10 protein-coding genes are annotated in these 15696 nt (G+C 49.3%); 2 read left to right on the top strand and 8 right to left on the bottom strand.

Annotated features, from left to right (window positions below):
* Positions 1 to 63: 63 nt before the first annotated feature.
* The 8 genes from MHI38_RS19185 to MHI38_RS19150 all read right to left on the bottom strand — a co-directional run bounded on the left by MHI38_RS19185 (position 64) and on the right by MHI38_RS19150 (position 11855).
* Positions 64 to 354 carry a hypothetical protein gene (locus MHI38_RS19185; RefSeq protein WP_341181535.1) on the bottom strand — a complete coding sequence of 97 codons (291 nt, stop codon included), beginning with the start codon at positions 352 to 354 and terminating at the stop codon, positions 64 to 66.
* A gap of 707 nt (positions 355 to 1061) precedes the next feature.
* Positions 1062 to 4235: a DEAD/DEAH box helicase gene (locus tag MHI38_RS19180; RefSeq protein WP_341181534.1), complete on the bottom strand. Its 3174-nt coding sequence runs from the start codon at positions 4233 to 4235 to the stop codon at positions 1062 to 1064.
* Positions 4236 to 4437: 202 nt separating this feature from the next.
* The gene (locus tag MHI38_RS19175; protein WP_167375702.1) at positions 4438 to 4869 is read right to left on the bottom strand and encodes a chemotaxis protein CheW; all 432 of its coding nucleotides are present in this window, start codon (positions 4867 to 4869) and stop codon (positions 4438 to 4440) included.
* A 452-nt stretch (positions 4870 to 5321) separates the two neighbouring features.
* Entirely contained in the window at positions 5322 to 7292 is a 1971-nt protein-coding gene (locus MHI38_RS19170; RefSeq protein ID WP_341181533.1) for an alpha/beta fold hydrolase, read from the bottom strand.
* A gap of 92 nt (positions 7293 to 7384) precedes the next feature.
* Positions 7385 to 8041, bottom strand: a complete 657-nt coding sequence (locus MHI38_RS19165; RefSeq protein ID WP_341181532.1) for a TetR/AcrR family transcriptional regulator — start codon at positions 8039 to 8041, stop codon at positions 7385 to 7387.
* A gap of 271 nt (positions 8042 to 8312) precedes the next feature.
* Positions 8313 to 9614 (bottom strand): ABC transporter substrate-binding protein, encoded by a 1302-nt coding sequence (locus MHI38_RS19160; RefSeq protein ID WP_090918601.1) that lies wholly within the window; start codon positions 9612 to 9614, stop codon positions 8313 to 8315.
* A gap of 523 nt (positions 9615 to 10137) precedes the next feature.
* Positions 10138 to 10974, bottom strand: coding sequence for a carbohydrate ABC transporter permease (locus MHI38_RS19155; protein ID WP_090918608.1), 837 nt, complete (start codon positions 10972 to 10974; stop codon positions 10138 to 10140).
* The gene (locus MHI38_RS19150) at positions 10974 to 11855 is read right to left on the bottom strand and encodes a carbohydrate ABC transporter permease (RefSeq protein WP_090918610.1); all 882 of its coding nucleotides are present in this window, start codon (positions 11853 to 11855) and stop codon (positions 10974 to 10976) included. The genes MHI38_RS19155 and MHI38_RS19150 overlap by 1 nt, the downstream gene beginning before the upstream one ends.
* Positions 11856 to 11998: 143 nt before the next feature.
* Here MHI38_RS19150 and MHI38_RS19145 point away from each other — a divergent pair, with 143 nt between their 5' ends.
* Both MHI38_RS19145 and MHI38_RS19140 read left to right on the top strand, forming a co-directional pair.
* On the top strand, positions 11999 to 13837 hold the full coding sequence (locus MHI38_RS19145) for a cache domain-containing sensor histidine kinase (protein WP_154891371.1): 1839 nt from the start codon (positions 11999 to 12001) through the stop codon (positions 13835 to 13837).
* A 5-nt stretch (positions 13838 to 13842) separates the two neighbouring features.
* Positions 13843 to 15471 carry a response regulator transcription factor gene (locus MHI38_RS19140; RefSeq protein ID WP_154891372.1) on the top strand — a complete coding sequence of 543 codons (1629 nt, stop codon included), beginning with the start codon at positions 13843 to 13845 and terminating at the stop codon, positions 15469 to 15471.
* Positions 15472 to 15696 lie beyond the last annotated feature (225 nt).

Genomic DNA, 15696 nt, shown 5'->3' with positions numbered 1-15696 from the left:
TTCTGTACATTTAATGCAACATCCCAATCTTAGATAACTTCAGATGGAAACTGGAAATGAAAGCTAAGCTCCACAAAAAAGCAGGGGCGATCTGGTGATCTCCCCTGCTGTACTTGTGTGATGCCTCATTTGGTTGCCGGGCTGTCCTTGTGCTTCTGGACAGCCTGCCACATCCGCGCCGCCACGCGCTCGCGGATGAGATCCAGACCGGCTGCTGCGGGCACACCCGGCAGCAGCGCGGTCAGCTCGGGCAGCGCAGGCGGTTTGCCCGGCTGCGCAAGCCGCACCTCCACGGCCCCGAAGCCCGGCCCCGGCTGGTGCATGGCGCCGTCCGCGGCGGCCTCGGCGATCCACTCGCCGACGGCCGCGCCGCCTTCGCCAGCCCGTGCCTGCGGGCGGCCCGCCGTTTCCGCTGCGCGGCCGGGCCGCTGGGATCATGGGCAAGTTCCTCTGCCCATGATCCCAGCACGCCGGCGAGCAGCGCTTCGCGCGGCAGGCCGGCATGCGCCAGCTGCAGCGCCGGCTCGGCCGCGAGGCGCGCAGCAACGGCGCGCTCCGCCGCCGCGGCATGCGCGCGCCCGCACGGCCGCAGGTGCACGCCGCGCAGGCGCGGCGCCGAGCGCGGCCTCGCTTGGCGTGCCAGCAGGTGCCGCCGCGGGCAGTAGCCCGGCGAGCTCCTCTGGCGCCGGGCCACCGCGCAGCAGGGCGTACAGCGCCAGCGGGCGCTTGCGCAGCTGCGCAAGCACGGCCTCGCGCTGCGCCTCGCTTAGCTGCGGCAGCGTGCCTGTGACCGTGAACACGCCGGATGCGGCTGTTCCGGTCTGATCTGTATCAGCGGACCCGGGCACAGTCTCTCCCGAATCCGCCGCTGCATTCACCTCTGCTGTCCACACTCCGGGGGACATATGCAGCTCTACGTTCCATTTTTCGCTCATCATCATCCCCCTCTCTTCATTGATCATGCAAACCAGCTTTACCAACAACAAGCCGATTTTGCCTTCATTGCCAAACATTCAAATGTAGTGTGAATAACCTTATCCACTACATACCTCAGTGTTAATCTATAACCAAGTCTCTCCTTGAAGCGAGATCAGACTACGCAGTTCATCGTCTGACATCTCGGTCAGCCAGTTTTCACCCGAACCTACAACCTGCTCGGAGAGAGCTTTCTTGCTCTCAATAAGCTCATCAATTCGTTCTTCCAATGTACCCTGGCAGATCAACTTGTGTACCTGAACGTTGCGATTCTGCCCGATACGGAATACCCGGTCTGTCGCCTGGTTCTCCACCGCCGGATTCCACCAACGATCATAGTGAATGACATGGCTTGCCCGTGTCAGGTTCAGACCCACGCCGCCTGCACGAAGAGACAGGACAAACATAGACGGTCCTTCTCCTCTTTGGAATGTCTCCACCATTTCATCCCGCTGCGCCTTGGAAACTCCACCGTGCAGGAAGTAAGGCTCTTCCTCATAACGCCGGTTCAGTCTGGAAACCAACAGATCCCCCATCGCAACATACTGGGTAAAGATCAAAGCCGATTCTCCATTATCCCGAATAGCATCCAGCAATTCGAGCAATCGTTCCATTTTGCCGGATGCCTCGGCCTTGCCATGCTCCTTCCGGCTGCTGTCCGCCAGAACAGGGTGATCACAGATCTGCTTCAGCTTGGTCAGCGAGGATAATACGATCCCTTTACGCGCAATACCGTTCCGTCCATCCAGACCACCCATGAGATCATCCACGACCCGTTGATACAGAATCGCCTGCTCCGGTGTTAGTGAACAATAGGATTTCAGTTCCAGCTTTTCTGGCAAATCTTTGCGAATATCCGGATCACTCTTCAGCCTGCGTAACATAAACGGCGACACCAGTCGATGCAGTTCCCGGAGCGAAGCTGCGTTCTCTTCCGAAGGCGCCAGACCTGTATACCGCTGGCGGAACGAAGAAGATGTACCGAGATATCCCGGATTCAGGAATTGGAAAATAGACCAAAGCTCACTCAAACGGTTCTCCACCGGTGTTCCTGTCATGGCAATCCGATGAGAAGTGGACAGCCGCATGACACTCTGAGCCTGCTTCGTCCGATAATTTTTAATATACTGTGCCTCATCCAGTACAACGGTCGACCAGTGCAACGAAGCCAAATCCGGGCCATCACGGCCTGCCAGGTGATAGGTTGTGAGCACGATGTCATGCTTCTGCGCTTCCTCTTCGAAAGCATCTCCATGTAGCCTTTGTCCACCATGATGAATATACAGTGACAGGTCTGGAGCAAAACGCTTCAGCTCACGCTGCCAGTTGCCCAGTAGAGATGTTGGGCAGACAATAAGTGTAGGACATTGACCTTCCGGCATATCTGTATCTGGATCACCAACGGACTCCTGAGCTTCTTGCAGTGCAGCCTGGCGCTCCTCCTCTTTGCGATCCAGCAGACAAGTGATGACCTGAACCGTTTTTCCAAGTCCCATATCATCGGCAAGACATACCCCGAAGCCCAGTTCACCCATGGCAGATAACCACTGAAATCCACGTTCCTGATACGGTCTCAGTTCACCATGCAACTCCGCTGGCACTCGGCGAGGTTCAATGTTACGAAGCACCTGTCCCTCTAGTAGGAAAGCGAGCATGCCTTCAGATTCAGCACCAAAAACAGACATCCCTTTCCAAATGGAATCTTCCCCTTCATCTGCGGCAAGATGTAGCCATTCGGAAAGCGGCATGTATTGTTCTTCTTCTTTTTTCATATATCGAAGCACTTGGCGAATCTCTTTGGTATCCACTTCAATCCATTCCCCGCGAAACATAACATAGGGAACGGTGGATTCAGCCAGTGCGGCAAGTTCCTCTGCCGTAATCGGCTTGCCATCCAGCATCGGCTCTGCTGTAAAGGCTACGAGTTGCTCCATGCCGAGTGTAGAACCAGCTCCAGGTTGACGCTCCGGTGCTCCGTTCATCATCTGCAAGCGCAGACCTGCACGTCGTTTCCCCGCGCGACTCCATCTCGACGGCATTAGAACCGTTACCCCAGCCTTCTGCAACTTGGGAACGGCATGGGTAAGAAATTCAAAAAAACTCTGTTGCTGCAACTGCATCCCCTCGGGACGAGCATGCAGCAAAGCAGTCTCCAGTTCTGGTGCCAGCTCAGACGCCTCACCGATGGCCATCAGTAACTGTTCTGCCACAGAGGCGTAGTAGACTTTTCCCCGATCCAGATCACGCTCAGGATGTGCCCAAATGCTTCGTGCAGGCAGCCTGAGACCTGCCTCCTGATCGCTATCCACCCAGAAACTGATACCCCAGGTCGTCTCCTGCTCCCCCAGAGGCGGCTCCAAACGCAGGACCAGTCTGAACTTCCCTTCCGCAGGCGGCATTTCTTCGACACCAAATGCAGGCATCGTTGTACCCCCGGCCTCATGGATCGCATCCACGAAGTCCGCCATATCCTCTGTCGGTCCTTGCACAGTGACTGGGCGGAATATGGAGATCAGACTGTTCCACCATAGCTCAGACACCGGTGAAGAGCCGCGCCTGAACGATGTCCGGTAACGTGAAAGTTCACTATCCATGCTCTCCAGTTCATTCGTTACCACCGCATGAATGATGCCACTCATAAATGAAAACAATACCGTGCCTGCCGCTTCCTCACGTGTCTCCGGCTCCGTCGAGGCATAGGCCCCCGGCGCTGACAGCGCGATGGGAGGCATCGATTCGGCAAGGCTTCTGAAACGCTCCTGATCTTCTTCAAGCTGCAAACGCGGATGCCACACCCCTGTAAGGGTCTCCTGACCCGTTCGCCGTCTTGCGCCTGTTTTAGCGGCAAATGCCGCCGCCGGAGCAATTGCCCCTCGTAGCAACAGTTCCTGTGTGAACTGTGCTGCCTTGACCCAGTAACGCATCTCTTCTCCAGCCTGAATCCCAGCTGCATGTAACATCTGATCGTCCCACTGCAATAACAGTCTGAAAGCATCCTTCGGTGAAACCGCCAATCCTTCCAGCGTGCGTCCAAGCAACTGCCTCCGCTTTACGTTTTTGGCTTCTGCCGCATTTCGAAGCGGATTCGGCCAGCGCAGTTCGGCAAGACGTAGCGCGGCAGGCTGAAACAGACGACCCCCGTCGCCAAATTGCAGCCTTCGCACCACGTGACTCCATGCATCTACGCGCGGTTCCGATGTTTCACCGGAAAAACAAAAAAATACGTCTCCAAGCCATACTCCATACAGCGATTGCATCATTACAGTCTCCCGTCATCCCTTCGCATTGTTACTCTCCATCATATACGAAAATGGACGGATTTAAAAACCTTTACGTATAAAAAGTGCTGATCATGCTCTTTTTCTATACAAAAAAATGCCCCTTCTCCATTATTCGGATGAGGAACATTTTGTTTAAACATTTAATGATGCGGGCCGTCAGACGGTCACCATTTTGATCCGATCAGGATCTGACCAGACTTCCGAGCAGTACATCCAGGTTCAGAATACCCGCACGGTGATCCGCACAGAATCCGATTTTATCAAAAACACCAAGCATAAAGCGGCGGTGTTCTTCTGCAGGCTCTTCGAAGCGATCATACGTCACAACCGAATCTACCATGTCTACAATTAGAGGCACATACCCGTTCTTGTAAGGGACTACGATAATTCGTGTAGATGAGGTATCTTCCTTCTCCGGCATGCCGAGCAACACACGAAGACTCACGACAGAAACTACCTTACCGTACAATGAAGCGAATCCTCTGATCTCTGGACTTCCGAAAGGAACCGTTGTAACCTCTACCATTCTAATAATTTCATGAACCTGATCAATGCGAAGTGCAAAAATTTGATCTCCCACCGAGAAATTAATATATTGCATTACTTCATCCATAATGTCCCCATACCCTCTCATTCCGTAAAATCAGATCATCAACACGCTTTTGGCTGTCGAACTTTAGACGATGAGTCGTTACATGTTGTATCGGTAATTTTGGCGTAATTGTTTAGGCTTTCAAGAAGAAGAATCGCAGTTACATCTCTTTCCCTATTTTCTTTGAAAAATAAGCGATTTAACTCTCATTTCTGTGGATAACCCATTAAAAAATTCTAAAACTTTGCTTATCGTGAATATAAATATAAAGTTATACCCCATTTGTGGATAAGTTGTGCACATGTTGCACACAATCTGTGGATAGATACCTTCATTTATGTGGATATTCATAATTTTGATGTGGACATGTTGTGTATTTGTTTGTAAATCTAACGTAAACTTTGTCGTTTTTCGCCTGCTTATCCTCTACTGTGGACATATTGTGGAAAGCCTTTCAATAACAATATTGGATTTCACACTTTCACCCTATTGTTATTCACATCGCTTTCACCAGCCCAACCAAGAAGGATTTCCGCTGTACGTTCAACCTGAAAAACTGGAAAATAGTGCCCATAAGGGAGTCCCACTTTTGTATAACCCGCATGTAAACTAGCAGGAAAATGATATTCTCGATCCTTTTCAGCCCAAACAACCAGTGGGTCTGCGTTATACCCTGCCTGCTGAAAGCTTCCGAGTTCATCCCAAAAGCTTATCGTCTGCTTATGTCCCAAGTGAATCCATCGCAACAAATCTACATGCGCACCCGCTATACGAGGTGAACGGAGATAGGCTTGTACCCTCTCAGCCAGCCTCGTAAAGCTGATCTTATCCACCACTTCTTCACCGCTCGCACTAAACATCCGCGCCCAACTGCTCCGGGACTTACTCCGCAGTAATGTCCTCACAACACGCCTAGGCAGATGAAGCACCTGTTTTAAACGTCCATTATTCCACTCATTCACATTGTCCGCAACAGGCTGGAGTAACGCCAAACGAATATCGGTACGTCCGCTTCGCTTCAACGCTGCCGCCGCGATAGCTGCACCTACAGAGTGACCTACTAGTTTGATTGGACCCTGCACTTCAGATAGGGCTTCCACAAGAGCGTTAACCTGACCTGTAAATGCATCTTCTGCCTGGTGAACAGGTGAACGACCAAATCCTGCGAGATCAACGATCCAGACAGGATTACCCGTAAGTTTCCGCAACTGTGACCCTAATGGAAGCAAATCATCGGCACTTTGCAACAAACCATGCACGATCACCCACGGCTCCCCCTCCCCTTCCCAGCCTAAACTCGCCAGATTTCCCAAACGCACACGGATATAATCGTTTAGAACATGTTTATGCTCAGCTCCAGCCTTGGACAGAAGCCGGTAATCCAGATCAGCAATAATGAACGGAAGCTGCTCCCGGATATCTGGCCAGTTTCTCCCCATTCGTTGCATCAGCCCCTCGGTCTCCTCTACCGGAAATGTCCTGTCTGTAATAAAAGCAAGTGACTGTGAAGGTATACCGCTGACGCGACTTCCACCAAGGCTCATAAGGCGTTGAATCCAGGATAATGGCAATGATCCTGCCGGTCTGGGCACATCCAGTTGCTTTGTGATCAGATGCAATAATTCCTTCATGTCCGGACTCTCTTCCTTACGGGCGAGCAGTGGATAAGTCCCTCCGAACGGTGCCTCATCCCGAATTAGAAAGACAAGTGTTTCTGCCACCACATCATTCTCCACGAGTGGCAACCAGTACGACGATCCACCAGGCACAACCGGCATAAAACCTTTCTGAACGGCTCCAATAAGTAACCCGATCCCGCCAGTCTGCTCGGTTTCACCTGTTGGGCGTGGCCCGACTACCGTACTGGGATTTACCACGGACAACGGGTAGTCATACTGTTTTGCATGTGCCCTTATATAAGCATCGGCCTTGAATTTCATCTCTTCATAAGCACTCTCTTGGTTACCGGCATGATTCATTTCAACCTGTTCCTGTTTCTCTTGCTCATTCCCTTGCCCATAAGGGCTCATAAAACCAACCACATGAATGAAATGTCGCAGACTTCCGCCAAACTTCATCTCCTGAGCCAGCTGAGCAATCTCTCTGGCTCCATGCATAAAGGTTTTTTCTGCTGTCTCTCGTCCCAGCGTAATGTCCATCGTTCCCCCTGCATGAAGAACGACATTCGCCTTCCTGATGCGTTCACGATCTGCTCGAACAAGCCCTAAACCTGTCAAAGATAAATCACCTTCGATAAACGTAATCCGTTCAAAGCCTCTCACACCGTAACTCTCCAGAACTGATCTGGCGCGCCGCTCGGAGCGAACCAGCAGCAGCATATGTATATCTGTTTTCTCCACAAGTTGTTTGACTGTTTCCTTTCCAATAAAACCGGTACTACCTGTCATAAACAGAACGGTTTGCTCTAATCTTGCTTCGTTCATCGATATGCCTCCAATTTATCTTGATCTCGTTTATTATCAAACTACATATTAGTACTATTTAGTACTAATTAATCTCAAAAAAAGAGCTTCGTTTAACGAAGCATCTGACAAAACGTACATGCGGACTGCTCTATAATACCCAGATCACGAGAAGTTCCAGCCAAGATCAGCGAACCTTCAAGTGCTACGACAAATAAGGAAGCTGCCGCCCCCGGCTCAATCCCTTTGCGGAATTCGCCTCGTTCTGCCCCTTGCTGGAACAGCTTCTCCACCATAGGTACAAGTTCTCGGAAAAAGATCGAGATGCTTTCCTTCGCCAGGGAAGCACTTTCCGGTGCCTGCATATAAAGAGTGACAAACGGGCATGTACCTTCAAAGTTTCTACTTTCTATACCTGCCGAGAGCAATTCCAGGAAAGAGTTGATCCGTTCCTCCACTCCCCGCTCACGCTGACTTAGTAGCAAGTACAGCTCTGATTCATATTGCGCAATCCAGAACTGCACAACTGCCTGAAGCAGTTCCTCCTTATTTTTAAAATGATAATAGATATTGGATTTGGATACGCCACTAACACGCACCACCTCATCCATGCTGACATAAGCATAGCCTTGCCGGAGGAATAACTGCGCAGCAACTTCCACCGCTTTGGTACGGTTAACTGGACTAGAACTTCTGGGACTGGAGCTTCTAGGTTTGGATGATTTAGAAGATTCAGGAGTCCCTTGATGTGATGTATTGTTATTATTCATAACTAGAACTATATAGTACTATTTTAACAAAAGCAAGCATGGCTGTTTATAAAAGTAGATCAGAAGTTCATTTTCTGAAAAGTTGTCCACATTTAGATCATATACACACAGGATATCCACATCTAGTATTAAGCCGATGTAAAAGTTGTACTTTGACATTTATAAACGAGCAAAGTTATCCACATTCTCGAGGTGAATACTGTACTATAACAGGTAATGCAAAGAAGCCAGTTGCACAAGCTGCAACTGACTTCAAGTGTGCGTACTTTACTTATTTTTTAAGACTATCCCAGTTTTGCTGTAATGCATCAAGTAATGCTTTTTTGTCCGATTTACCTGCAACATATGCTTGGATAGTGCTACCGAACTCTTGTGGAACACCCTCAGGGAAACGGTTGAAGTTCCAGCTTAATGTTTTGTTTTCCTGACTATATTTCATGATATCTGTTGCGAGGTCCCCGAGCTCTTCCTCCGATGCCTGAATGGAACTGAAGGCCGGAATGAACTTGAACTCTTTAGTTAAATAGTTTTTACCAATGTCGGAGGTAACGAGCCAGTCCAGAAATTCTTTTGCCTCCGCCTTCACTTGAGAGTTTTTATTCACAACCCAGTAGTTAGGCACGCCTACAAACAGCTTATCATTCGGTTCATTCGTAATCGGCATAGGCAGAATACCCAGATTCAGATCCGGATTGATGCCGTCAATCTGTACTTGTGTCCAGTTTCCTTGTTGCATCATCGCCGCTTCGCCACTAGCAAAAAGAGTTACCTGCGTGTTGTAGTCTGTGGTGAGCGGATTTTTGTTGCTGTATTTGAGCGTCAGATCAAGCAGGTTGATCCATTCCTCGAAGACTGGGTTACCCGGAATTTTCTCCGTGCCCTCATTCAGACCTTGAATGAATTTTACCGGATCGGCCTGATTCGCAAAGGCTACATTGACGTTATGATTCCCGAGCACCCACCACTCCTGATAACCGTTCGAGAACGGTGTAATGCCTGCGTCCTGAAGTTTCTTTGCTGCTTGATCCAGTTGTTCCAGTGTTGTTGGGATTTCAGTGATGCCTGCTTTGGCAAACAGATCTTTGTTATAGATAAAACCGTACCCTTCCAGCGCGAGTGGCTGTCCATAAAGCTTGCCATCCTTAGTCATCGGCTCTTTGGCCACTTCCAGTACATCCTTAGCCCACGGTTCACTAGATAGGTCTTCGAGATATTCGAGCCAGGTATCGAGTTCACGGTATCCACCGACGTTAAAAATGTCCGGTTGCTCGCCTGCGGCAAACTTCGCTTTTAATGCAGCCCCGTAATCACTTCCACCGCCGACCGTCTGAATATCCAGCTTCACGCCTGGATGGGAAGACTCATACTCTGCTTTGAGACGATTAAGCGCTTCGGCAATTTCAACTTTGTATTGGAAAATTTTAATCGTTTTGGCGCCACCCGCTGCGTCACCACCACCCGTTTGAGCATCTGTATTCACGGGACTACCGCTTTTGTCCCCGTTTCCGCAACCTGCCAGCATGACTGAAAAAGCAATGAGCATCAGCAATGTTAACTTTGTCATTCTTTTCATAGATACACTCTCCCTGTAAGTAGTTTCACTTTTACTGCCTGCACCTCTTGCGTACACTTTGCCTCTTACTCCGGCTGTACTTCGTTTGTTTAGAATGACCCTGTCCCTGCTTTTAATTCTGTTGCTTATATAGATGAACTAACACAATTCCCACAAATGTGATTGCGTAGTTGATCACGAATTAACGGTCAAGCCAGCTCTTGTCGCTATGCCTTTGATGTCGGTGAGGCCAGTCTTTTTACTCGACCTTTTACAGAAATCCATTCTTTGTATCCCTTGTTTTAATCTCGTCTTTACTCTGTCTTTTCACGTTCTACTGCTCTGGCGCATCTGTCCAAGCCCTGCGGGCAGATGCGCCTTTTGCCCACCACCGTGCGAGGCAGGAGCGGAGGCATCATGATGCGCTGGAGGAGCGGAGCGTTCGCCTTTGAACCTCGGGGGCTTCCTTGCCTAAATCATTCAGGCCCCCGAGGAGCAACAGCGACCGAAAGCGCACATGATGACGGAGCGGCCAGTCCTCGCACTACCCTTTAACGGACCCGGCAGTAATCCCCTGAATGATATACTTCTGCATCAGCAGGAAGAAAATAATGATTGGCATGATCCCAAGTACCAGAGCAGGTAGCGCCAGATCCCACTGCTTTGTATATTGACCAAACAGTGCGAAGGTTGCAATCGGAATGGTGCGCAGATTGGAGCTTTGCAGGATCAAGGATGGCAACAGGTAGTCATTCCAGATCCAGAGTGTGTTCAGAATGATGACGGTTACATACATCGGTTTCATTAGCGGGAAAACAATCCGGAAGAATACCCCATAGGCCGAACTGCCGTCCACACGGGCCGCTTCTTCGATCTCAAGTGGCACCGATTTAACGAATCCGTGAAACAGGAAGATGGACATCGGTGCTCCAAACCCGAGATAACAGATTATGAGTCCGCCAAGGCTGTCGATCAGTCCCAAATTGCTGGTTACCGTAACCAGCGGGATCATGATAGACTGGAACGGAATCACCATTGCGGCGATAAACAGACCGAATAAGATCCGGTTGAACCGTGTATTGCTGCGAACCATGCGGTACGCGGCCATGGAACTGATCAGCACGAGCAACAGATTGCTGACGATCGTTACAATCAGCGAGTTCATGAGCGCCGATGGAAAGCTAATTTTCTCCCAAGCGTTCGCGTAGTTGCCCCACTGGAATACTTCCGGCCAGGCAGCCGAATTGGTAAGCAGGTCACCAAAGGTTTTAACCGAATTCACAAACAGGAAGTAAAACGGAATCAGGAACAACAATCCGATCAACACCATCACAATCTCGGTAATTACGGTACCGAAGCGATAATTTTTCGTTGTTTCCATCAGGCTTCAACCTCCTTGCTCTTCGTCAAACGAACCTGAACCATGGTGATGATGGCAACGATCACGAAGAATATAAACGCTTTGGCGGTTCCAATTCCGTACCGGTTGTTCACGAAGGCTTCATTGTAAATATTGAGTGCAACCGATTCGGTTGAACCAAACGGGCCACCCTTGGTGAGTGACAAGTTGAGATCGAACATTTTGAACGACCAAGAGATCGCCAGAAACAGACAGATGGTTACACCAGGCATAATGAGTGGTAAAATAATGCTCCGTAGCACTTGTCCGCGGCTGGCTCCGTCAATCTCGGCAGCTTCCAGCAGATCAGGTGATACATTCGTTAAAGATGAGATATAGATGACCATCAGATATCCGGCGGTCTGCCATACAAACACGATGACAATTCCCCAGAAGGCCGTCGGCTCATCTCCCAGCCATGGGAGGTTAAAGAAGGACCAACCCGTCACGTCGCCTACTGCTGAAAACCCTTTCACAAATATGAATTGCCAGATAAACCCGAGTAACAATCCACCGATTACGTTAGGCATAAAAAAGATCGTACGCAGAATATTTCTCGTCTTGAGCGGTTTGGTCAGGAAGTAGGCCAGGAAAAAACCGATGACATTGGTGAGGATCACCCCTACAACGGTGAAGCGTACTGTGAACCAGAATGCATTCTGGAACTTGGGATCGTTTGCAAAAATATGCACGAAGTTATCAAGCCCAACCCAGTTAATGCTGGCGGATACTCCGTTCCAATCCGTAAAGGAATACATCATGCCAAGCAGGAAAGGGACCACGATGATGAGAATAAAAAATACAACGGAGGGACCCACGAACACAAGCTGCTGTAACAGCTGTGAAGATTTGCGATGCTTCATATCGTTCTCCCCTTCTATAGATGGATGATATTGGTCTCTTTTTCTATTAAACTCCAAAATCGTGAAGGGAAACACCGACACTCGTGAACAGTTGGGTGTAAAATATTGTCCTCTCTTGACGAGTCACCAGAAGGGGTGTACTGATGTCCAAATACTACAGTATCCGATCCAAGCTCATCGCCTTTATGCTAATTGCAACAACGATTCCGCTGTTGGCATCTATAAGCATGACCTTTATTCAGACCAAAACAGCCTTGCGAGAACAGGCACTGGAAGAGAATAAACGTCTTATTTATCAGGCTTCAACCAATCTCAACAATTACGTCGATAACGTGGCACGGGCATCGCTCGCCATATACAATGATCCCACTTTCCTGCGGAATCTGGCTAAATTGCCGGGGGATTATCGGGCTGTTGCCGAGGTGTATACAACGTTGCAAACGATCAGAGCCGCTGTACCGGATGTATTCCAGCTCTATCTGCATTCTTTTGTATCCAACCAATCCACCTTGATTACCAACCCTTTCCCGAAGCGGGAGGAACGTAAGCAAGCCTATTCCGATTCACTGCATGGTAAAACAGGGGACGGAGGATCGGATATCTGGGTAGAATCTGCACATATGAGTCACACCTACGGTTTCAAGGCAGCTTCTCCTGACGATTCACCAAGAACCGTGATTACCTTGCACCGGATCATTCGGGATATCCCATCCCCTGAGCGGCTGGGCGTTCTAGCGATTGACCTCAACATGAACAGTATTGTTGCGATCTGTAGCAGACTGTATGATCCCGCTAAAGAGCAGATCTATGTCGTCGATGGGCAGAACCGGATTGTTTATCAAGGGCGTACCGAGATACAAGCGGCCAATGAGGCTGGTCATCTGCAACAAGTGGCAGGAAGCACGCTCGAAGATGGACGAAACCTCGCCGGTTCGGCAAGGAATGCAGCTGGACATTTTGAACAAGATCAGTCCATGTATATATATCAGCAACTTGGAAGCAACTACGCGGACTGGACCATAGTGAAGCAAATTCCGAATGAAACGTTATATGCGAGAGCCACAGCGTTAACCTGGAACAATGCAATGATTGCTATTGCAGCGTTGATCCTTGTGATCGTGGCAACTTTATTCATCTCCATACGTATTACAGGTCCGCTCAAACAGCTCATGCGATACATGAATCAGATTCAGGCAGGACGCCTGCATGTGGATATCCGTCTATCGAGCCGAGACGAATTCGGGGTACTTGCGAGGCATTTTCGGGATATGATGGATACTGTGAATAATTTGATCTTGCGAGAGTACCAGCTTGAACTTGCGAACAAGACGAATCAGCTCAAAGCATTGCAAGCACAGATTAACCCGCATTTTCTATATAACACTTTACAATCCATTGGAACTCTGGCGTTACAACAGCAAGGAAAACGAGCATATACCTTACTATCTTCCCTGTCCAAAATGCTGCGCTACAGCATGCGGGATCAGACCTGCGTAACCCTCCGCGAGGAAGCAGAGCATGCTCGGCTGTATCTAGATCTACAGCAGGAACGTTTTGGTGAACGCCTGGAGGTACACATGGATTTTGCAGAGGATACATTATCTGTTCAGATGCCTCGCATGACATTGCAACCATTGATTGAGAACTATTTCAAACACGGAGCCGATGTACAGCCGGGAAAAGGATACATCTCCATCACTAGTCGCCAAGTAGACAAACACTGGATAGTAATTGAATTGATCAACAACGGTCCAGCTATTCCTGAGGATAAACTGATTGAAATACGCGAATGGCTACAACCCCAAGAGACAGAATCTTCAATGTCCTCCCAGGATTCTGCCATGTCCGAATCCATCGGTCTTCGCAATGTGGTACGCAGACTTGCACTTAACGCTCATCCCGGCATGCCTGCCAGGATCGAAATTGATAATTTGGAAGCAGGCGGTGTAAAACTTCAAGTCAAACTATACGCGGGAGAGTGAACAACATGAAAGCACTGCTTGTTGATGATGAACAGCATGTCCGCCATGCGATCCAGCTCCTTGGTCATTGGGATGACCTGGGGATTGACGTATTGCTCGAAGCAGCAGACGGAAATGAAGCGATCGAGGCAATTACAGCGCATCAACCTGAGATCATACTGAGCGATATGCGAATGCCCGGCAAGGATGGAATGGCATTGCTTGAATGGATCTCAGCACATGCTCCACATTGTAAAGTCATTGTTATTAGCGGATACGACGATTTTGAACTGGTAAGACATGCAATAAGGCATGGCGGCATGGACTATTTACTGAAACCCGTCGAAGCAGACGAACTGAATGCCTCCTTGATGAAGGCAGTGAAATCTTGGGAAGAGGAGCACACCTTACGCACAGAGTCCACCAAACAATCCATCGTGGTGAATCGTATGCGCCCGCATTATCAGGATCGTCTACTCACCGAGCTGGCCATTGGCAGAGGCAATACTTCCGCACATATTCAGCGATTACAGGAAGAATTGAATCTCCCCCGCCTCATTCCGATGTGCTGTGTGGCCGTCACCAGTCTGTCTCATCTGGATGCGGATTGTTTAGCGAAATATCGCAGTCAACCAGATCTGCTCGTATTCTCCGTGCTTAACATCTGCGCGGAGATGATGCGCACACCAGATGAAGGCGTCACCTTTCGTCAGCTCAACCAGCCGGATGAAATTGTTCTGTTGCATTGGGGGGAACCGTCCTCACTGGTACGCATCCTGGACAGCATTAACGATGGATTGGAGCAGACGATTCAGCGCAGGCTTCATTTTGGGATATCTACTTGTGAAAACTACCCTGCCGGTATTTCCGGAGCCTATCTGGATGCCAGCTCTAAATTGTGGCGACGCAACACCATACTTACGCAGCGGCGTATTCACTCTACCCTTGAATCTTCGAGCAGGAATAAGGGTCAACGTTTGACTGTTTTTGAAGAGCCTATGCGTATAGCTGCCTTGAGCTGTCATGCTATCAGTGTAACCGATACCGTCACAGCGTGGCTTGAGCCGTTTACCAAGCTGGAGGTGATCAGTGCAGAGCAACTGCAACAATGGATGCAAGAGCTGGAATGGATGCTCAACCGTTGGCTAGATGATGCCGATGGTCAGCTCTCCCCCGAGGAAGAAAGTGCCGAGGATCAGTTTCCTCCTTTTGCCGAATTGCCTTTCGACGCTGAAGGTTTGCTTTCGTTCCCGCTTCTTCGTTCTCTGTTAGAGCAACGATTGCTTGCCGCCGGAAAAGCACTCACAGCTCAGCGTCACGCCGATCCTGATCCGATGCGCGAAATCGCTCGCTACATGGAAGCTCATTATCAGGAGGACTTGTCATTGCAACAGATTGCCGCACGCTTTTATCTGAGTAGGGAGTACATTTCTCGGAAATTCAAACAGCAGTTCGGGTTGAACTGGTCAGAATATCTCGGCAAGCTGCGGATTAACAATGCCAAGCTCCTGCTACAAAACCCTTCTCTGCGAGTTGCCAAAGTCTCGGAAATGGTCGGTTTTCAGGATGAAAAATATTTCAGCAAAGTGTTTAAAAAAATAGAGGGCATCACCCCCGCAGAATATCGCAAAACCATATCAGGAACCGGTAATTAACATCCCTGTTTCGATTAAAAAAGAGGACTTCTCGACATGATCTGTCGGAAGTCCTCTTTATGCCTTACGTATACATCAATGCAAGTTTAGTCAGGATGGCTTACTCGCTCTCTTTTTTCTAAAATAATATATCATTCGAAAGACTGCTCCTATTACAAAAACGGTCATAAACACATAAGGGAGGTTATCCCCTGTTTTCTGAGCCATGATGGGGAAATAGATTAC

The organism is Paenibacillus sp. FSL K6-1558, assembly GCF_038002565.1.
In the GTDB taxonomy this organism is placed as follows: Bacteria; Bacillota; Bacilli; order Paenibacillales; family Paenibacillaceae; genus Paenibacillus; species Paenibacillus polysaccharolyticus.
This window is presented reverse-complemented; position numbering and strand designations above follow the sequence as displayed.

Coding starts and splice junctions, on each gene's coding strand:
- MHI38_RS19150 (WP_090918610.1), bottom strand. CDS start 11,855: ATGAAGCATCGCAAATCTTCACAGCTGTTACAGCAGCTTGTGTTCGTG.
- MHI38_RS19140 (WP_154891372.1), top strand. CDS start 13,843: ATGAAAGCACTGCTTGTTGATGATGAACAGCATGTCCGCCATGCGATC.
- MHI38_RS19155 (WP_090918608.1), bottom strand. CDS start 10,974: ATGGAAACAACGAAAAATTATCGCTTCGGTACCGTAATTACCGAGATT.
- MHI38_RS19180 (WP_341181534.1), bottom strand. CDS start 4,235: ATGATGCAATCGCTGTATGGAGTATGGCTTGGAGACGTATTTTTTTGT.
- MHI38_RS19170 (WP_341181533.1), bottom strand. CDS start 7,292: ATGAACGAAGCAAGATTAGAGCAAACCGTTCTGTTTATGACAGGTAGT.
- MHI38_RS19160 (WP_090918601.1), bottom strand. CDS start 9,614: ATGAAAAGAATGACAAAGTTAACATTGCTGATGCTCATTGCTTTTTCA.
- MHI38_RS19175 (WP_167375702.1), bottom strand. CDS start 4,869: ATGGATGAAGTAATGCAATATATTAATTTCTCGGTGGGAGATCAAATT.
- MHI38_RS19145 (WP_154891371.1), top strand. CDS start 11,999: ATGTCCAAATACTACAGTATCCGATCCAAGCTCATCGCCTTTATGCTA.
- MHI38_RS19165 (WP_341181532.1), bottom strand. CDS start 8,041: ATGAATAATAACAATACATCACATCAAGGGACTCCTGAATCTTCTAAA.